Here is a 19,320-nt window from a genome sequence, read left to right as displayed (position 1 = left end):
GGATTTGGCTAACTTCGCCCCACTATGATCCGCTTTTTCACAAAGGACCAGTATAAAAATACCGTACTGGCACTATGGGCCCTCCTGGCGATCGTTCAGGCTTGTTTCACCGAGCTGATGGACGATGAGGCGTACTATTGGGTGTATTCCCGGCACCTGGACTGGGGCTATTTCGACCATCCGCCCATGATCGCCCTGCTGATCAAGGCGGGATACGCGCTTTTCCATAACGAACTGGGCGTTCGGCTGGGCATGGTGGTCCTGAACGTGGGCACGCTCGTGCTTACCGACAAGCTGATTTCCGAGAAGAACAACACCGTTTTCTACCTCATTTTAGCGGGAATGGGCGCCATGCAGCTCGGTGGGATTTTGGCCGTTCCGGATATTCCGCTGATATTTTTCGCCGCGTTATATTTCTATCTCTATCGCAACTTCCTCACCGCGCAAAACTGGAAAAACACGCTGCTGCTGGGTTTGGGAATGGCGCTCATGTTTTACAGCAAATACCACGGCGTGCTGCTGGTACTTTTCACCGTGATCTCCAACCCGCACCTGCTGAAGCTGCCCCGTTTCTGGGCGGCGGTGCTGGTGACGACTGCCCTCTTCTTCCCGCACCTCTACTGGCAATACACGCACGATTTCCCGTCTGTCCAATACCATCTTTTCGAAAGGAACGCCAAGGCTTACCATTACAGCTATACGCTCGATTACCTGGCGGGCCAGCTCCTGCTGTTCGGGCCGCTGGTGGGCTGGCTGTTGCTGTATTACGCTTTCCGCGTGCCGGTGAAAGACAGTTTTGAGCGGGCGATGAAGTTTTCCCTGATCGGGGTACTGGCATTTTTTGCGCTGAGCACGATCAAAGGGCGCGTGGAAGCCAACTGGACGGTGATGGTGTTTGCGCCGTTGCTGGCGTTGGCGCACCAGGGGATCGTGCGGCAAGGGTATTCGGTGAAGGTGTTGCGGGCGCTTTGGGTCCCGTCGCTGGTGTTGGTAGCGGTGGTTCGGGTGTATATGATGTGGGATTTTCTGCCGGGGGTGCGCATCCGACCGGAAATCCACCACAACCGTGAGTGGACGGCCGTAGTGAAGGAACAGGCGGCGGGCCGGCCCGTGGTGTTCCTCAACAGTTACCAGCAGCCATCGAAATATATGTTCTACCAGGGGGAACTTGCCTACAGCCTCAATACCATCCGCAGCCGCCGCAGCCAGTACAATTTCTGGCCGATGGAAGAGAAGCTCTGGGGGAAGGAAATATGGCTGGCATCCCCAGACCAGCACTATTTCCCGGGAGGAAAAGGCAGAAAGGCAAGGCAGGGCACATTCTACGGAAGACCGGTGAAGGATTTTTATTCCTATAGCCTCCTTCAGTTTATTCCGGCGAAAAGCGTGTTTGAACGGAAGGGGGAGCCGGAATATGCAGTGCGCTCCTACCGTTTCGCCGTGAAAAATCATTATGGAAAGGAAATTCCGGTAGCGGGACAAGGGCCGTTGCTCCGGTTTGTCATCACCACCCTCGACGCTGTGGATAAGCCGGCCGACATCCAGGAAACGGAATTGCACCTGGCCGATCTGCTGGGGAAAGACTCGGTAGATATCAGGATTCCTGTTTACAAAAGCTACGGTGAATACAAGATCAAGTTAGGGCTGGACGCCGTGGATGGGTTGGATCCCACGCACAACGGTCCATACTTCAAAATAGTAGATAAATAAACTAAAAACGCCCGGTTCGATCAATGAACCGGGCGTTTTTCTATTTATGGTGATTTTACACTATTTGAATGCGTTCCATCCCTGGGCCGTGATTTCGTGCCTGTTTCCCCCGCGGGTAATGATATGTGCGCCTTCTTCGGGCCCTGTAATATAGCCGATCACCGCGATTTCCTCATTTAGTACGATTTTATCATAATCTTCCTGCTTCATGGTGAACAGCAGCTCGTAATCCTCGCCGCCGCTGAGCGCGCAGGCCGTAGGATCGAGTCCGAATTGCATGGCCATCTGTCGGGCTTCGTCGTGAACGGGGAGCTTGTCTTCGTAAAGTACGCAGCCTACTTCACTCTGCTTGCAGATGTGGAGGATTTCGGAGCTGAGGCCATCGCTCACGTCCATCATGGAAGTGGGAATGATTTCCTTTTCGGCCAGGAACTCGATGATGTCTTTCCGGGCTTCGGGTTTCAGCTGCCGGCCGATGATATATGTTTGATTTTCAAGGTCTGGCTGGATCTTGGGGTTTTCCAGGAAGATCTTTTTCTCGCGTTCCAGGAGGGTAAGCCCGAGGTACGCGGCGCCGAGGTCGCCCGAAACGCAAAGGAGGTCGCCTTTCTGTGCGGTGGAGCGTTTTACGAACTGGCCGGGCGTTACTTCTCCGATGGCGGTTACGCTGATAATGAAGCCTTTCTGGGAAGAAGTGGTATCTCCGCCGATAAGGTCTACGTTATAACGTTCGCAGGCGGCATACACGCCTTCATAGAATTCGTCGAGCGCTTCGAGGGAAAATCGGTTGGAAAACGCGATGCTCATCGTGATCTGGGTAGGCACGGCGTTCATGGCGTATATGTCGGACAGGTTGACAATCACCGACTTGTAACCTAAATGTTTCAGCGGGGTGTACATCAGGTCGAAGTGGATCCCTTCCACCAGCATATCGGTCGAAACAACGGTTTGTTTGCCGAAATGGTCGATCACGGCGCCATCGTCGCCCACGCCGAGCACGGTGCCGGCGTTCTGGATTTCGAAGTTGCGCGTGAGGCGGTCAATCAGGCCAAACTCTCCGAGGTCGTTTATTTCAGTTCTTTCTTCCATGATTTATTGAATATTGTTGATCGCTTCCAGCATGCCGTCGTGAATGAGGCCGTTAGTGGCGAGGATGTGCGGTTGGTAGGGGGAATAAGCGTTCCCTTTGAAATCGGTCACTTTACCGCCTGCTTCCTGAACGATGAGGAACCCGGCGGCGGAGTCCCAGGCGTTGAGGTGGTGTTCCCAGAAGCCGTCGAACCGTCCGGCCGCAACCCAGCAAAGGTCGATGGCGGCGGAGCCGAGCCGGCGAACGGGGAGGCCCTGTTGAACGAACGACTGGAGGGTGGCGAGGGGATTACGGGTAGAATTTTCGAATTTATAAGGGAAGCCGGTGACGAGGCAGGCGTTGGCGAGGTGTGGCTTGGCCGAAACGGAGATTTTCCGGTCGTTCAATGTGGCCCCAAATCCTTTCTGGGCGAAGAAAAACTCGTTCATGATGGGGTTGTACACGGCGCCGAGGATCATTTCACCGTCTTGTTCCACCCCGATGCTCACGCAGCAGAGGGGGATGCCGTGGGCGAAATTCACGGTGCCGTCTATAGGATCGATGATCCATTTGACGGAAGACGCGGTTTCGAGGGCTCCGGCTTCTTCGCTGAGGATGAAATGGTCGGGATAATCGGCCCGGATAACGTCTATGATGGCGGTTTCGGCTTTTTTATCGGCTTCGGTCACCAGGTCGTTGACCGTACTTTTATGGGAAATCGTGAAAGTACCGTTAAAATATTCCTGCAGAACTTTTGCCCCGGCTTCTGTAGCTTTGAGTAACGTTGTTTTCAACATGGCGCAAATGTACGAAGCTTCGCCAACTTCCCCCTTTATTACCACGAATTAACTATTTTTGCTTTTCAAACTTAGAATCCGCGATTAATGGCCATTATTGGTAACCTGATATCCAGATCCCTACGAATAAGGAAACAGTTCACATTCAAGCTGGGGACGCCTCGCCAATACCAGATGCAGGTATTGCGCAGGTTGATGGAAAAAGCGAAGCATACGCAGTTCGGCGAACACTATCAATTTGAGGACATTTTACATGCCCCCAACTGGGTAGCCCGTTTCCGGCAGAGCGTTCCTGTGCATAACTATAACAAGATGCACGCGGAGTGGTGGCATAAGTGCCTGGAAGGGGAGGCGAACGTGAGCTGGCCGGAGAAGATCAAGTACTTCGCGCTCAGCTCGGGAACGTCGGAATCCGCCAGCAAGCACATTCCCGTCACGCGCGACATGTTGCGTACCGTGAAAAGGGTGGGTGTGAAGCAGCTGTATTCCATGGCTAACTTCAATGTGCCGCCGAAGTCGTTCACCAAAGGTATCCTCATGCTGGGGGGCACCACCTCCCTCTTCGAAAAAGGGGATTATTACGAGGGCGACATGAGCGGCATCCAGGCCAAGAACATCCCCAAATGGTTCCGCCGGTTTTACAAGCCGGGCAGCCAGATTTCCCGCAAGCCCAACTGGGAGCAGCGCATCAAACTGATCGTGCGCAAGGCGCCGCAGTGGGACGTGGGTACCGTTTGTGGCGTACCTGCCTGGGTACAGATCGTGCTGGAGGAAATCATCAAGTACCACAACGTCAAGCACATCCACGAAATCTGGCCGAACCTCGCCATTTATATTCACGGCGGCGTAAGCTTCGAGCCTTACCGCGAGAGCTTCCAGCGGCTGTTGGGCAAGCCCATAACCTTTATCGAGACCTACATGGCTTCGGAAGGGTCTTTCGGCTTCCAGGCGCGCCCGGGCGTGAAAGGCATCAAACTGGTGCTGAACACGGGGATATTCTATGAATTCATCCCCTTCAACGAAGAAAATTTCGACGCGGACGGCGAAGTGAAGCCGAATCCCAAATCATACATGATCCACGAAGTGGTGGAAGACCAGGAATACGCCGTGATGCTGTCTACCTGCTCCGGTGCCTGGCGCTACCTGATCGGCGACGTAGTGAAGTTTACCTCCGTGAAGGAGCATGAGATCGTGATCGTGGGCCGTACCAAGCAATTCCTGAGCCTGGCAGGCGAGCACATGAGCATCGATAACATGAACAAGGCGATCGATACCGTGCAGCGGAAGCTGGGGATCACGATCCGTGAGTTTACGGTAGCGGGTTTCCAGTATGAGAACCTTTTTGCGCACAGGTGGTACATCGGGACCGATGCTACCAATGTGGACGCGGCCAAGGTCCGCGAGATCATTGACCAGACGCTGAGCGATGTGAATGATGACTATGCGGTGGAAAGAACGTCGGCGCTGAAGGAGATTTTCGTGGAGATCATGCCGAACCAGGTTTTCCTCGATTACCTGCGTTGCAAAGGTAAGGAAGGGGCCATGAACAAGTTTCCGCGTGTATTGAAGGGCGAAAAGCTCAAAGACTGGGAACAATTCCTCATCACCAAAGCAGGCGTGAAAGCCTAAGTGTTTTATCGGGAATGACTGCCGCCATTATCGCAGGATTGGGATTGGGCGTGTTTTTATCGGTTTCTGTGGGACCGGTGATTTTCGCCATTATCAAGTATAGCATCAGCAACGGCTGGCGTGCGGGGATCAGTTTTGCCCTGGGCGTTTCCGTGAGTGATATCATGTTTGTGTTGCTGGGGAACCTGGCATCGTCGTTCGTCGGAAGCCTTGGTTCCCATACCCGGTTGATCGGGATTTCCGGCGGCATTCTGCTTATTGCAATGGGCGTTTACGGCCTGTTATTCAAAAAAGTGCGTATTACTACGGGAGACGAGCGTCCGGAAATGTTCCGGACGCGAGACTATGCGAAGATCTGGCTGGGCGGGTTCCTGATGAATACCCTAAACCCCGGGGTGATCATTTTCTGGCTGGGCGTTTGCGTGGCGAATGCGCCGTTGGATGTGAGTTATCGCATCATGATGTATTCGGTGTGTTTGTTATTCGTATTGTCTGCCGACATCCTCAAGGTTTTCGTTTCCGATAAAATCCGTCATAAGCTGACTTTGACCAACGTGCTTTGGTTGAACCGGGTGGCAGGTGTTTGTATGATCATCTTCGGGTTGGCCCTGCTGTACCAGGTGCTCCTGGGCGGAGGGGATTTTTCGCATTGACAGGCAGTACCCTCCCTTTTTGCAGCAGCACGCTGGCCCAATCTCCACTCTTCAATTAATCAATCAGCTTTTCTATCCCTCGGAGGGCATGTTGCATGTTGTGCCACCGCAACTTCCAGTTTTCGCTTAAAAAAAGGGTGATCGAGAAAATCAGGTAAAAATACCCGGGGCACGATTTAAACGAACCCCGGCAATCATCTCCCGGAACATTCCCCGAAAAACCGGAGGTGAAAACTGATATTGAAGACATTGAGTTAGCTGAAATGCCCGAAGGATCCGGGATGTAGCCACCTCCGAATTCCGGATATAAAAAAAGGCCGCAATGTATGCGGCCTTAGTATGTTTTGTGGCTTGCTGCTTATGCGATGGTCCAGGTCTCGTTGCCCGCCAGGAGCTTGTCCAGGCTGCCGGGACCACGTTTTGCCTTCGCTTCTTCGAGCTGGGCGCCCATGATCTCTTCGTAAGTAGGGCGGAAAATCTGGTAGAACACGCCGAACGGACGGGGCAGGTGCCCTTCGATCCGCGCGTCGTCGAACATGCGGGTAAGGATCTGCGCCTTGCCGAAATCCTGCTCGTCGTGGATCCACAAGTCGGAAGCGCTGAACTGACCGTCGTTCAGATCCACCACCACCGGCTTATGCCCGTCCAGGCGGACTCCCAGGTTCTTCTGTGCACCAAACACCAGTGGCTGGCCCTGTTCTACGAAGATCGTGTTGTCGGCCTTGCTCGATTTTTCGGTGAATACTTCGAACGCGCCATCGTTGAAGATGTTGCAGTTCTGGTAAATCTCCAGGAACGAAGCGCCCTTGTGCGCATGGCTGCGTTTCAGCATCTCCTGGAGGTGCTTGGGATCGCGGTCCATACTGCGCGCCACGAACGTCGCATCCGCGCCCATAGCCAGCGCCATCGGGTTGAACGGATGGTCGATACTGCCGTAGGGCGTGCTCTTGGTCACTTTATTGGTTTCCGAAGTCGGGGAATATTGTCCTTTCGTCAAACCATAAATCTGGTTGTTGAACAACATGATATTCACGTCGAAATTACGGCGCAGCAGGTGGATGGTGTGGTTGCCGCCGATGGAAAGCCCGTCGCCGTCGCCCGTTACGATCCAAACGCTCAGCTCGGGGCGCGTAGCCTTCAACCCGGAAGCGATGGCCGTGGCGCGCCCGTGGATCGAGTGCATGCCGTATGTGTTCATGTAATAAGGAAAGCGCGAAGAACATCCGATACCGGATACGATCACGATGTTTTCACGGGGAATGCCAAGTCCGGGCATGATGGTTTGCACCTGTTTCAATATGGAGTAGTCTCCGCAACCCGGGCACCAGCGGACTTCCTGGTCGGTTGCAAAATCTTTGGCCGTTAAAGGCTGCGGAGAAGCGGTAGCTGTTGACATTGATGTATATATATAAAGTTTGAAATGTAAAATTACGAATTGATCAGTTCTTCCCAATATTCGGCTGCCCTGCGGGTGTGGGGGATCACGATGGTGCCGCCCACGATATTGGCCACGGCGAAAACTTCATACAGTTCGGCGGTGGTAACTCCCTGTTCATGGCATTTCCCGAGATGATATTTGATGCAATCGTCGCAACGCAGCACCATGGAGGCCACGAGCCCCAGCAATTCCTTCGTTTTCATGGACAGCGCCCCTTCGGCGTATGTATTCGTATCGAGGTTGAACAGCCGGCCCAGCACCAGGTTCTGTTTTCCCAGGATCACTTCGTTCATTTTGCTCCGGTAAGCATCGAACTCTTCTACCAGTTGGCCCATAAGATTGTATTTATCAACGGATAACGTTAAAGATACGAAATATACCCTTGTCAGCCGTCCGACAAAGATAATCATTAATCTACTAAGATGGTAGGGTATTGGAAACTTTAAAAATACTCACTTGTGGGTATTTGCTGCCAGCTGTCAAATGGGCAACTTTGCACTGTGGCGCCGGATCAGTTCGGGCCTGGTTTTCGGCCCCAATTTCCCGGTTTCACCGTTAACAAGGACATGAGATATTAACCGCCTTACGGCGAGGATGCATACGTGTTGACTTTCACTTTGCAACCCGCGCTAAAGAATCGTTCTGGATATGGAAATACCTTCACCGGTATTACATGGCTCCCTCTGCGGGAGCCATTTCTGTTCCATCCCGGCCTTATTGGGCCTTGGCATAGCCCTCCGCCACAAATTCCTTGATCCCTGCCACGATCTTTCCTGCCATTTCCCGCCGGAACTCCGGGTCCAGCACCCGCATTTCATCTTCCGGATTGCTCAGGAACAGCGTTTCCACCAGCACATTGGGGTATTCCGTAGGCCCGTTCAGCGCGAAGTTGAAGCTGCCCACGTTCCCGAATTCCTTCAAACCCAGTTCCAGCAGCCGTTTATAGATATGCTGGCTCAGCGGCCGGAACCCGATATGCTTGTAATAAGTGCTCGTGCCCTGGATCCGGATAGGGTCAGCCGATGAATTGAGGTGAATGCTCACGAGGAGATCGGGGTCTTTGTCGCGGTAAGAAACCACGCGGTAGCCGTTGTCGACATAGGAATCGTTGACGCGGGTCATGATGACGCGGGCCCCTTCGCGCTGGAGCGCCTGCTGCAGGGCCACGGCCACGGCCAGCGCCATTTCCTTTTCGTAGACGCCCGTGGGCCCCTGGGCACCGAGATTCCTGCCGCCATGACCGGCGTCTACGGCGATGGTAAGATCGCCCAGGCCGGGTTTCGCAGGCGGGCGTTTCACCTTAACCGTCAGCATGTTGCCGTTATAATATACCTGGTGCCCCCAGTGCTGGGTGTGCTTCAGTTCGATGACGACCCGGAGCATATCGTCTTCCGGCTGTTCATAATAAACGTTCTTGATTGCTTTCGTATTCTCCAGCTGCGTGATCCAGTTGGTGTTGGAGGTGGCGCCGAAAATATCGATCACGATCCGGGAAGGATCGGTTTGCTGGATGGTGCGGTACGGCAGTTTGGTATTCAGGGCCACCGATACGTAATCGAACTTTTCATCGCCCCAAACCCGCCACGAGCCGGTGAGCGACGATGGCGGAAATGTTCCCTGCGGCTGTAGTTTCACGAATTCCTGGGGTATCCAGGCGCTGAGGGTTTTGGACAACCGCACACGGTAATCGCCGTCGGCCTTTCCGGTGATGTTGAGCACCACACCGGTATCCAGGCTGCCCATGCGCGCACCGCCGAGGCGATCGTCGCCGAGGCCGTATTTGAGAATGGGATCGTCGCCGGTAGTTTTACCGACGAGCGGTTGCGCCTGCGGATCGCGGAGGGTGAAGGTATTCGGGGTAAACCGGCGTACCTGCTGTCCTTCATGTTCGAGCGTAACGGGCAATTGGCGGCCCTGGATGAGAGGATCGGCGCATTGCACGGTATAGGTTCCCTGGTAAATGCCCCTCATTTGCTGGGAGCCGCCAACCGGCAATTCCCGCAGCGTGAGCGCGTCGCCGACTTTTACGGTACCGCCGGTGATCGCTTTCACGCGGATCTGGATGATATCGCCAGGGGCCACGGTGAGATTGCCTTCGGGGAAAGTTTGTATGGATGCGATGTTGACAGTGGTAACCGGCTGGGGCGCCTGCGGCATATTGTAGGTAAACCAGATGGAACGCGAGGAGCTGTCGCCCGAGGGGCCTTTCGATTTCACCACGAATTCGTTGCCACCTTCCGTGAGGGTCACTTCTATGGCGAAAGCGCCGGTGGGATACACTTTCTGGGGCGCATCGTTCACGAACACCTGGCAGGATTTGCAGGTGGAGCCCACGAGAAACTGCCGGGCGGTGGATACGCTGTTGTTCAGTTTACCTGGCTGGGTAAGGCGCAAAAAACTTTTCTCCTGGGCCAGGGATGGGGTGGCGATACAGGCCGCCATCAACAGGATCCCGATTTTCCATTTCGACATAGCGCGCTGGTTATTATCCAAAAAAAAACAAGGAACAGGTAGTTTGCCTGTTCCTTGTAAAGTTATCTATTTCAGGTGTTAATGACGGGCCGCTCGTCAAAAAGTATATCTGCCGTCGCTAATAAGCTTGTCGGCTATACGGCGACGGGCGTCTTTGGTATTGAACGGTTCCGTTTTGGTGAAGCGTTTCAGGCCGAGGAGCATCATGCGTTGTTCATCCCCTTCGGCGAAGCCGTTGATGGCGTCTCTTCCTGATTTATGCACCCGGTCTGCCGCGTCTGTAATAAAAGTTTTCACCATATCGGCCTGCAGTGCAACGGCGGCTTCACCTTTTTGTTCGGTGAGTTTGATGAGGCGGAGCAGCGCGCTTTCGCAGGCGAATGTTTCGATGGCCATGTCTGCGATGTTCATGAGGATTTCCTGTTCGGATTCCAGTTTCATCATGAGTTTCTGAGCGGCGGCGCCGGCGGCGAGGAGGATGGCCTTTTTCAGGTTGGCGATCACTTTCTTTTCCGCGGCGTAGGTGCTTTCATCGTCGTTCCCGAAATCGGGGATGCTCATGAGTTCCTTTTGCACGTTCATGGCGGGCGTCATGAGGTCGATCTTGCCTTTCATGGCGCGTTTGAGGGTCATGTCGAGCGTGAGGAGGCGGTTGATCTCGTTGGTGCCTTCGAAAATGCGGTTGATGCGCGAATCACGGTAGGCTTTGGAGATAACGTATTCGTCGCTGAAGCCGTTCCCGCCGTGGATCTGCACGCCTTCGTCCACCACGAAGTCGAGCACTTCGGAGCCGAGCACCTTCAGTATGGCGCATTCTACGGCATATTCTTCCGCGGCGCCGAGTAGCGCTTCGCTGAATGATTTGCCGGCGGCGAGCAATTCGTGTTCCTGCTGGTTGATGAGGTCTGCCGTGCGGTAAAGGGCCGAATCGCAGGTCCAGATGCGGATGGCCATTTCGGCGAGTTTATGTTTGATGGCGCCGAAGTTGGCGATGGGCTGTTTGAATTGTTCGCGTGTTTTGGCGTACTGGATGGCGATGTTGATGCTGCCTTTGGCGCCTCCCTGGGTGGCGGCGCAGAGTTTGAGGCGGCCGATGTTGAGGATGTTGAAGGCGATGAGGTGGCCTTTGCCGATTTGCCCCAGCACGTTTTCTGCGGGGATTTTGGCGTCCTGGAAATAAATCTGCCGGGTGGAGGAGCCTTTGATGCCCATTTTATGTTCTTCCGGCCCGAGCGTGAAGCCTGGCGTGCCTTTTTCCACGATGAAGGCGGTGAACAGTTCGCCGTCGACTTTCGCGAAAACGGTGAAAACATCGGCGAAGCCGGAGTTGGTGATCCAGATTTTCTGGCCGTTGAGGATATAATGCTTCCCGTCGTCCGTCAGCCTGGCGGTGGTTTTGGCGCTCAGCGCGTCCGATCCGGAGTTGGGCTCGGTGAGTGCGTATGCGCCTTTCATTTCGCCGGTGGCGAGTTTGGGGATGTATTTTTGTTGCTGTGCTTCGGTGCCGAAGTAAAGGATGGGCAGCGATCCGATCCCCGTGTGGGCGGCCATGGCTACGGAAAAGGAATGCCCTGCGCCAAGGGCTTCATTGATAAGGGTTGCGGTAATGAAATCCTTGCCCAGGCCCCCCAGTTCTTCCGGGAAAGCCGCTCCCAGCAAGCCCTGCTCGCCGGCCTTGTCCAGCAGCGACGGCATGAGGCCTTCCTCCAGTTTGTCCAGCCTGTCCAGCACCGGCGTAACCTCCCTGGCAATGAAGGTTTCGGCCATTTCCTTGATCATCAGCTGCTCTTCCGAAAAATCTTCAGGGATGAAAACGTCTGCGGGGGATGCGTCTTTCACCAGGAACTCCGCCCCTTTCAGGGCTGCTTTGCTATTAACCGCGGTATCCATTTTGCATGATTTTTTAGTCTACTCGTAATTTACCGAGTTTATGGCAATTGACAAATTATGATTACGTAGCATAATGTTATAAATTCGCAATCCCGGAAAACGCCCCATGGAGTTCAATCTTACATATCTCGACAGTACTTTCACCGGTATAAAAACCGGCGACGGCCCCGATCTGCTGATCTGTTTCCATGGTTTCGGGGAGAGCGCCTCGCACTTTCGTTATATGGAAGCGGGTTTGGGCAATATTTTCACTATCGTTGCGTTAGATATGCCCTTTCACGGGAATACGGTCTGGAAAGAAGGCCGGCCTATGGAAAAAAAGGACCTCGTGGCCTTGACGGAAAAAATATTGGAACGCTCCGGCAAACAAACCTTCTCCCTCCTGGGTTATAGTATGGGCGGAAGATTGGCCCTTTGCATCGTTGAGCGAATGGCGGACCGGATCAGGCACCTGGTACTGGCGGCGCCCGACGGGTTGAAGAACAATCCATGGCATATGTTTGCCACCAGGACCATATTGGGAAACCGGATCTTTTCGTATAATACCCGCAATCCTGCGCTATTCTTCCGGCTGCTGAAACTCTGGCGGCGATTCGGCCTTTTGAACGAAAGCGTCTACAAATTTGCCCTCCACCGGATGGACCGGCTGGACAAGCGGCAGCTGGTCTATAATGTATGGACCATCATGCGGCGGATGCTGCCCCGCAAGCAAATGTGCAAGCGCCTCATGGCGCAATCCGGGATAGACACCCTGCTGATTTTCGGCAGGTACGACCGTGTTATCCCGCCCGTCATCGGCGAAAGGTTCGACGACGGCTCCTTTCCGTGCAAGCTCCTGGTAATCGATAAAGGACATCAGCTCATCACGGAATCTTTGGGTTTTATCATCAGAAATAACATTTCGACAAAGTAGGAAATGACTGCCTTATTGATCATCACGCTCGGACTTGCTTTACTGTACGGTATTTTAATGCTGTCGTATCTTTATGGGTGGGCCCGGTTGAAAAGTTTCGACCCTGCCGCCCACGCCTACACTTTCGACACGAAGGTTTCTGTCATCATACCCGCACGGAACGAGGAAAGTAACATCCCCCAGCTCCTGGAAGCCCTCCAGCAGCAAAGCTACCCCGCCAACCTGTTCGAAGTGATCGTGGTAGACGATTTCTCGACGGATGGAACGGCCGATGCCGTCCGCTATTTCCCCGCCTCCAACGTCCGCCTCCTCCGCATGGCCGATGTTTTCAGCCCGGAAGAACGCCTCAATTCCTACAAGAAAAAGGCGATCGAAACGGCCATCGCCGCGGCCACCGGCCACCTCATCGTGACCACCGACGCCGATTGCGTTATGGGGCCCAAGTGGCTGGAAGCCATCGTGAAATGCTACGAAACCCACAAACCCAGGTTCATCGCCGCTCCCGTATCGTACCATAAAGAGAATGCCTTCTTCAAGAAACTCCAGTCGCTCGACTTCATGACCATGCAAGGCATCACCGGTTCCGTGGCCTACCTGCAATCGGGCACCATGTGCAACGGCGCCAACCTCGCCTACGAAAAGCAGGCTTTCGAAGAAGTGGGCGGATTTACGGGCATCGACATGATCGCTTCGGGAGACGATATGCTGCTCATGTACAAAATTTACCACGCCTATCCCGGCAGCATCCACTACCTCAAATCGCGCGAGGCTATCGTGCGCACGTTACCGGTAGACACCGTGAAAGGCTTCATGAACCAGCGCATCCGCTGGTCGTCCAAAGCCGATAAATACGAAGACAAGCGCATTACCCGCGTGCTGGTGATCGTGTACCTCTGGAACGTCATGCTCCTGCTTATGGCCATCGTGGCCATTTTCACACCGGCGCTGCGCATGTGGCTGCTGTGGCTCATGGGGTACAAAATCGTGCTGGAGCTGCTGTTCCTCTTGCCGGTAGCGTCGTTTTTCGGCAAACGTTCCCTGCTCCCGTGGTTCATTCCCGGGCAGCCGTTCCATATTATTTATGTAGTGCTCGCCGGATGGCTGGGCAAATTCGGATCTTACGAATGGAAAGGGCGGCAGGTACAATAGCCGCCCTTTCTTTTTCGTGTTGTCATATCCGTGAGATGAGCCAGTTCCCGCTGGCGGTTTCGCGGATGTGCATGCGGTAGCGGGCCGTGTCGCCGAAGCTCCAGTCCAGATTGGCGCGCATCCAGGCTTTGAGGACACTCACATAGCGCAGCAGCTCGTCGTTCACTTCTTCCCCGAAGTTCGGAATGGATTCACTTAGGGTGATGAACCGGCGGACTTCTTCGTCGTGCATGCGCGCGGCCTCCGCCACGGCAGCTTCCAGCGAAAGGGAACGCTCTTCCTTCAATACCATCACCAGGTTATGCACATCGCCCTGGCGGCGCTCCTTGTCGAACGAGAAAAGATCGTTGGCCCAACACACCACGTTGTTGCAGGCGAGGGAAAGTTGTTGCACGATGTCGTGATTGCGCACTTCGTCGGGCAGGTAGATGTTTTCCAGGATCTCGATCAGTTCTATGTCTGCGTACAGTGCGCCGGTGTAAGGGCGCTTTTCGATGTAATCGGCTACAGACGGGGCTTTGTGGGCGATCCTGTTTTCCACTTCCCAGAGGCATGCGTCCAGGTAATCGGTCATGCTTTTTACGAAACGTTGCTGCCAGGCAGGGCTGCCGAGGCGGCGCATCCGCTTCCACAGATCGGCGAATCCACCGGCCAGCGCCATCCCTTCTTCTGGGGCCACCACCGAGCTGTTGCGCAGGATCTGGCTCACGAACGAATGCACCATCTGGAGATAATCGAGCTTGCCGAACATGGACTCGTCGTTCTTGTCGTCCAGCAAAAACAGCCAGGTGTTGAATTCTGCGGCGATGCACAATTCGAAACGGCCTGCTGTGGGGAACGCCCGCGAGGAAAGCATGGCAAAACGTGCGCGGTTAAAGCGTTCGCGGGCTTTTTCGGATTTTACCAGCTCATACCGCGCAGCCCATTCTGCGGTGTGTTTTTCGGCTTCCTTGGCGAAGGGGTTGAGCATAGAAGGGAACGGGCAGAAAATCTGCGGCAATTGGAGTGTTTGCATAAACTGTATCGTTTAATGATGAATGATAAATCGGTTACTGACGGGATTTTTAGCTAAATCGATCTCGAATCAGGGTATAGTTCCTTGATGTGTGTTGAATTTTGGGAGGATATATTCTGTGTCTCGTCTTAAGCCATAAAAATCACTGTTTGTCTGTCAGCTATGATTACGTTGGCATGCATGTTAACGTTGGCATCTCAACAAAGAAATTACGCAATTTGCATTCCCTGCTATTGTACGGACCAAAGCCCGCAAGTTGATTTTCGTGTGATCTCAAAAGAGGTCGTGACGCCGATGGTATTATATATGGCCGATCGCCATAAATGAAGAAAAACGTGCACGCAATTTTTCCGAAATGTCTTGTATTTACGCTATTTTGGTAACCGCATGGACGCATTTACCCAACAGGCATGGAAACGGCTGCGCCGGAACAAGGGCGCCGTGGCCGGATTGGCCGTCATTTCGATGGCGCTGGTCATCGCCGTGTTCGCGTACGTCCTCGCGCCCGACGGTACCTCGTTCGCCAACCGGATGGTCCTGGAAATCGGGGGGCAAAGGCCGGGTTTCTCCGTGCATATGCTGTCTTTGCAACAATCGCACGCGCCGGAAAAAGAAGGTTTCTTCCATCGCCTCATCTACGGCGAAACGGCTGCGGACGTGATGGTCCCGGTGAAAAGCTGGCGTTTTTCCAACGATTCCGTTCTTGTCGATAAATATGTGGACGAGGCCACCACGGCCCCGGAGCGTTATTCGCTGGCCCAGGTGCTGTACGGAAAGGATTCAGCCATCGCCGATCCCCGTGCGGCACAGGCCCTGGTGGAAAAAGAGCATCTCCGCCAAAAAACATTCCGGCTCGGTACCGATAAATTCGGGCGGGATATTTTAAGCCGACTGCTGGTAGGCACCCGCGTGAGCCTTAGCGTAGGCTGCATCGCGGTGCTGATTTCGCTGACGATCGGGATTCTGCTTGGCGCCATCGCCGGGTATTTCCGCGGTGCGGCCGATGAAGCCGTGATGTGGCTCATCAATGTGATCTGGAGCATGCCTACCTTGCTGCTCGTTTTCGCCATCACGCTGGCGCTGGGAAAAGGTTTCTGGCAGGTTTTCATTGCCGTGGGGCTCACGATGTGGGTGAGCGTGGCGCGCATTATCCGCGGGCAGGTCATGGCATTGCGGGAGCTGCAGTTCGTGGAAGCCACCCGGGCATTGGGGTACGGGCATGCCCGCACCATCGTCAAGCATATCCTGCCCAATATCCTCGGACCCGTGATGGTGGTGGCGGCCGGTAATTTCGCCACGGCCATAGTGGTAGAGGCGGGACTGAGTTTCCTTGGCGTGGGGGTTCAGCCGCCGCAGCCGTCCTGGGGCCTCATGATCAAGGAGAACTATAATTTCATCATCACCCACAATCCCTTGCTGGCGCTCGCCCCCGGCCTCGCCATCATGCTCCTGGTACTGGCGTTCAACCTCCTGGGCAACGGCCTCCGTGATGCGCTCGACGTTCGCGGAAAAATTTGACGGGCATTAGATTTATTTTTAATTTTAAGATATTTAATAAGATCACCGATGTATCTGAAGAAAACCCTGCTCCTGCTGCTCTGCGCCTTCGCCCTGGTAGCTCCGGGCTGTAAAAAGAAAAAAAGCGGCGATCCCGTGCCCAAGCCCGGGGAAGAAGCGGAATTGCAGGTGGATATCCCCGGCATTCACCTCAATCGCGACGATAACGCCGCGCAGGGCGCTACGTTGGATTTTACTATCAAGCTGATTTCCAATCCTTTGCCGCCGGATGGCGTGTCCATCACCGTCACCGCTACGAACCCCGCCGGCGAAGCGATCCCGCAAAACGCGAAAGTGACGACGAAGGAAGGAACGATTCAATGGACGATCATAGGTTTGCCGAAACGCCAGGTGGCGGATATCGTGGTGACCGTTACGTCCAACAACAAGCCGGGCAATACGAAAACCTACCGTTTCGGCGTCATGAACAAAACCGTTTAAAATCCGCTGCCATAAAGTAAAAGGGCGATTCCCGGCCGGGAACACCCTTTTTTTATTTAGGTTTGTACACTGATTCAATAGATTTTCATGCGAATAGCCGTGAATGCGCTTCCCCTTATCGAGGATTCTCCAGCCGATACCGGGAATGTGTCTACAGAAATGCTGGTCCGCCTGGCCAGGCTGCACCCCGACGTGGAATTTGTGCTCATCGCCAACCAGGCCTGGCTGCCCGCCGATCCCCTGCCGCTGAATGTACAGGTGGCGGTGTTAAAACCTTTCATCAAAGGCAAAACCGGCCGGTTTATCTGGCGCCGGTATCAATGGCCGAAAATGGTGAAAAAGTTGAAAGCTGATAAGGTATTGTATTTCAACGATATATTGCCGATTCCCTTCGATGTGGAGTCTTATCTCGTCATGTCGAGGACGGGTATTTTGCCTTTCGGCGCTACGACCGACGAGAACATCCGCCGGTTCAAAAAAGTGTTCGTGTTCTCCGATTTCGTGAAGGAGCAGCTGACCAACCGCTTCCCGCGGCTGGCAGACCGGATCGAATTCCTGACGCCGGGCGGGAGTGAGGCTTATATACCGCTCAATTGGGAAGAAAGGGAAGAAGTAAAGCGGGAATACGCCGACGGGATGGAATATTACCTCGCCGTGGGCAGCATCGATCCTGCCAATAATATCATTCCCCTGCTGAAGGCTTTTTCCATGCTGAAGAAGCGCCTCCGGTCGAGCATCAAGCTGGTATTGGCAGGACGGGCAACGCCGGAGGGGGAAGACATCGTGCAGGCTTTGCAGACCTATAAGTTCCGTCAGGACGTAATTTGGGTGCAGGATGCAGACCAGGCCACGCTGGCCCGGCTGACGGGCGGAGCTTATGCCATCGTGCACACCGCGGGGGCCGACGGGCTGGCGGTGCCGATCCTGGCGGGGCAGAAGTGCCAGGTGCCGGCCGTGGCGCTGTACGCCGGCGCGTCTCCCGAAGCAGGGCGCGACGCGGCGCTGAATTCCGTGCCGGACGATGTAGCCGACCTGTCTGAAAAGATGAGCGCCCTGTACAAGGACGAAATGCTGCGCAGCAGGCTCCTCAACCATATGGCCCGCGTTCCGAGCTGGGACGATGCGGCCGAAACCCTCGGGCAGATCGTCACTTCCTGACTTTGCCGGGTAATTGCTTATTTTTGCGACTCAAACACCAAAAAGATACATGACGAAAAAATCTACCATCCAGATACAGGTTGCGCTCGATGAGCAGAAAGTGCCGGAATCTATCGAGTGGACGGCTACCGACAGCACGGCCGACCGCATGAACAAAGCCAAGGCCATGATGGTGGCTTTTTGGGACGGTACCGACCGTACGGCCCTCCGCATCGACCTGTGGACGAAGGAAATGATGGTGGACGAGATGGCGGATTTCTTCTACCAGACCCTCATGACCATGGCCGATACTTACCAGCGCGCTACGCCCTGGGCCGATCAGGCGAACGATATGCGCGCCTTTGCCGCCGATTTCTACAAGAAATTCGAAGAAAAACTCAAAAATCAAAACCAGTAACACTCCCCATATGTCTTTAGAGCAAACGATCAATGCCGCCATGAAAACCGCCATGCTGGCTAAAGCTGAAGCTGAACTCCGTGCCCTGCGCGCCATCAAGGCCGCCGTGCTGGTGGCAAAAACCGCGGAAGGCGCCACTGGTGAGCTGAGCGAGGCCGACGAGCAGAAAATATTACAGAAATTGGCCAAGCAGCGGAAAGACTCCATCGAGATCTTCCGGCAGCAGAACCGGGTAGACCTGGCGGTGAAAGAAGAAGAAGAACTGGCCGTGATCGAGCGTTACCTGCCCAAACAGCTGTCTGAAGAAGAACTGCGCGCCGAGCTTTCGGGCATTATCGCGGCAACAGGGGCTTCCGGACCGGCAGATATGGGCAAGGTGATGGGTGCCGCTACCAAACAGCTGGCGGGCAAGGCCGACGGGAAGGCGATTTCCGCACTGGTGAAGGAATTACTGACCAAATAATCCAAATTGGCGATAGATGTCGTTTTCGCCATCCTCATGGCGTTCGCGCTGTACCGGGGATTCGTGCGGGGATGCATCGCCGCGGTTTTCTCGCTGGTAGCCTGTGTGATAGGACTGGCGGCGGCTTTGAAGCTGTCTGCCGTATTGGCCGCATGGCTGGGGAAATCGGGGATGGACGGCCGTTGGTGGCCTGTTGTGTGCTTCATCGCCATATTCCTGGCCGTGGTGGTGCTGATACGCCTGGGCGCGGCAGCACTCGAAAAGGTGGTGGAATGGTCGATGCTGGGATGGGTGAACAAACTGGCAGGTATCCTGCTGTATGCCGCCATCTTCACCATCGTCTACAGCGTGCTCCTATGGCTCGCCAATCAACTGTACCTGCTGAATCCGGAGACGAAACTCCAATCCGTTGTGTATCCCTATATTGAACCCGTAGGGCCGTGGGTGATGGACCGCCTCGGGAAGATAATCCCCCTTTTCAGGGACGTTTTTGCGGAACTGGAAGCCTTTTTTGAACGGGCCGCCGGCAAAATACCCGCACAAAACCCCTGATAACGGAGGTTATTTGA

At 54.5% G+C, this 19,320-nt stretch carries 18 protein-coding genes; 11 read left to right on the top strand and 7 right to left on the bottom strand.

Annotated elements, in window-relative coordinates:
- Positions 1-24: 24 nt before the first annotated feature.
- Positions 25-1,710, top strand: a complete 1,686-nt coding sequence (locus tag EJ361_RS11500) for an ArnT family glycosyltransferase (protein WP_126245766.1) — start codon at positions 25-27, stop codon at positions 1,708-1,710.
- A 60-nt stretch (positions 1,711-1,770) separates the two neighbouring features.
- Here EJ361_RS11500 and thiL read toward each other — a convergent pair whose 3' ends face one another.
- Both thiL and EJ361_RS11490 read right to left on the bottom strand, forming a co-directional pair.
- On the bottom strand, positions 1,771-2,799 hold the full coding sequence (gene thiL, locus EJ361_RS11495; RefSeq protein WP_126245765.1) for a thiamine-phosphate kinase: 1,029 nt from the start codon (positions 2,797-2,799) through the stop codon (positions 1,771-1,773).
- A gap of 3 nt (positions 2,800-2,802) precedes the next feature.
- Complete coding sequence (locus EJ361_RS11490) at positions 2,803-3,576, bottom strand: inositol monophosphatase family protein (protein ID WP_126245764.1); 774 nt, start codon at positions 3,574-3,576, stop codon at positions 2,803-2,805.
- An 87-nt stretch (positions 3,577-3,663) separates the two neighbouring features.
- On the opposite strand from EJ361_RS11490, the gene EJ361_RS11485 reads away from it, so the two are divergent.
- Together EJ361_RS11485 and EJ361_RS11480 are read left to right on the top strand one after the other, a co-directional pair.
- Positions 3,664-5,205 carry a GH3 family domain-containing protein gene (locus EJ361_RS11485; protein WP_126245763.1) on the top strand — a complete coding sequence of 514 codons (1,542 nt, stop codon included), beginning with the start codon at positions 3,664-3,666 and terminating at the stop codon, positions 5,203-5,205.
- A gap of 14 nt (positions 5,206-5,219) precedes the next feature.
- Positions 5,220-5,858, top strand: a complete 639-nt coding sequence (locus EJ361_RS11480) for a LysE family translocator (protein ID WP_126245762.1) — start codon at positions 5,220-5,222, stop codon at positions 5,856-5,858.
- Between the two features lie 358 nt (positions 5,859-6,216).
- On the opposite strand, the gene EJ361_RS11475 is transcribed toward EJ361_RS11480, so the two are convergent.
- The 4 genes from EJ361_RS11475 to EJ361_RS11460 form a co-directional block, all read right to left on the bottom strand.
- Positions 6,217-7,254, bottom strand: a complete 1,038-nt coding sequence (locus EJ361_RS11475; protein WP_126245761.1) for a 2-oxoacid:ferredoxin oxidoreductase subunit beta — start codon at positions 7,252-7,254, stop codon at positions 6,217-6,219.
- A 32-nt stretch (positions 7,255-7,286) separates the two neighbouring features.
- Positions 7,287-7,631, bottom strand: coding sequence for a carboxymuconolactone decarboxylase family protein (locus EJ361_RS11470; RefSeq protein ID WP_126245760.1), 345 nt, complete (start codon positions 7,629-7,631; stop codon positions 7,287-7,289).
- A 379-nt stretch (positions 7,632-8,010) separates the two neighbouring features.
- A complete protein-coding gene (locus EJ361_RS11465; RefSeq protein WP_126245759.1) occupies positions 8,011-9,768 on the bottom strand; it encodes an N-acetylmuramoyl-L-alanine amidase in 1,758 nt (585 codons plus the stop codon).
- Between the two features lie 96 nt (positions 9,769-9,864).
- On the bottom strand, positions 9,865-11,658 hold the full coding sequence (locus EJ361_RS11460) for an acyl-CoA dehydrogenase family protein (RefSeq protein WP_126245758.1): 1,794 nt from the start codon (positions 11,656-11,658) through the stop codon (positions 9,865-9,867).
- 106 nt (positions 11,659-11,764) lie between these two features.
- Here EJ361_RS11460 and EJ361_RS11455 point away from each other — a divergent pair, with 106 nt between their 5' ends.
- Together EJ361_RS11455 and EJ361_RS11450 are read left to right on the top strand one after the other, a co-directional pair.
- On the top strand, positions 11,765-12,571 hold the full coding sequence (locus EJ361_RS11455; RefSeq protein WP_126245757.1) for an alpha/beta fold hydrolase: 807 nt from the start codon (positions 11,765-11,767) through the stop codon (positions 12,569-12,571).
- A 3-nt stretch (positions 12,572-12,574) separates the two neighbouring features.
- Positions 12,575-13,720, top strand: coding sequence for a glycosyltransferase (locus EJ361_RS11450; protein ID WP_126245756.1), 1,146 nt, complete (start codon positions 12,575-12,577; stop codon positions 13,718-13,720).
- Between the two features lie 22 nt (positions 13,721-13,742).
- Here the strand turns inward: EJ361_RS11450 and EJ361_RS11445 are convergent, their stop codons facing one another.
- The gene (locus tag EJ361_RS11445) at positions 13,743-14,735 is read right to left on the bottom strand and encodes a terpene synthase family protein (RefSeq protein ID WP_126245755.1); all 993 of its coding nucleotides are present in this window, start codon (positions 14,733-14,735) and stop codon (positions 13,743-13,745) included.
- Positions 14,736-15,122: 387 nt separating this feature from the next.
- Here EJ361_RS11445 and EJ361_RS11440 point away from each other — a divergent pair, with 387 nt between their 5' ends.
- The 6 genes from EJ361_RS11440 to EJ361_RS11415 all read left to right on the top strand — a co-directional run bounded on the left by EJ361_RS11440 (position 15,123) and on the right by EJ361_RS11415 (position 19,303).
- Positions 15,123-16,253 (top strand): ABC transporter permease, encoded by a 1,131-nt coding sequence (locus EJ361_RS11440; protein ID WP_126245754.1) that lies wholly within the window; start codon positions 15,123-15,125, stop codon positions 16,251-16,253.
- 48 nt (positions 16,254-16,301) lie between these two features.
- Complete coding sequence (locus EJ361_RS11435; protein WP_126245753.1) at positions 16,302-16,733, top strand: putative Ig domain-containing protein; 432 nt, start codon at positions 16,302-16,304, stop codon at positions 16,731-16,733.
- 87 nt (positions 16,734-16,820) lie between these two features.
- Positions 16,821-17,891, top strand: a complete 1,071-nt coding sequence (locus tag EJ361_RS11430; RefSeq protein ID WP_126245752.1) for a glycosyltransferase — start codon at positions 16,821-16,823, stop codon at positions 17,889-17,891.
- Positions 17,892-17,940: 49 nt separating this feature from the next.
- The gene (gene gldC / locus EJ361_RS11425) at positions 17,941-18,288 is read left to right on the top strand and encodes a gliding motility protein GldC (protein ID WP_126245751.1); all 348 of its coding nucleotides are present in this window, start codon (positions 17,941-17,943) and stop codon (positions 18,286-18,288) included.
- Positions 18,289-18,298: 10 nt separating this feature from the next.
- Positions 18,299-18,751: a GatB/YqeY domain-containing protein gene (locus EJ361_RS11420; RefSeq protein WP_126245750.1), complete on the top strand. Its 453-nt coding sequence runs from the start codon at positions 18,299-18,301 to the stop codon at positions 18,749-18,751.
- A gap of 6 nt (positions 18,752-18,757) precedes the next feature.
- Positions 18,758-19,303, top strand: a complete 546-nt coding sequence (locus EJ361_RS11415; protein WP_126245749.1) for a CvpA family protein — start codon at positions 18,758-18,760, stop codon at positions 19,301-19,303.
- Positions 19,304-19,320: the final 17 nt, after the last annotated feature.

The sequence above is a fragment of the Chitinophaga rhizosphaerae genome (assembly GCF_003958645.1).
In the GTDB taxonomy this organism is placed as follows: Bacteria; Bacteroidota; Bacteroidia; order Chitinophagales; family Chitinophagaceae; genus Chitinophaga; species Chitinophaga rhizosphaerae.
The sequence above is the reverse complement of the archived record's forward strand: the minus strand, read 5'-3'. Positions and strand labels throughout refer to the sequence as shown.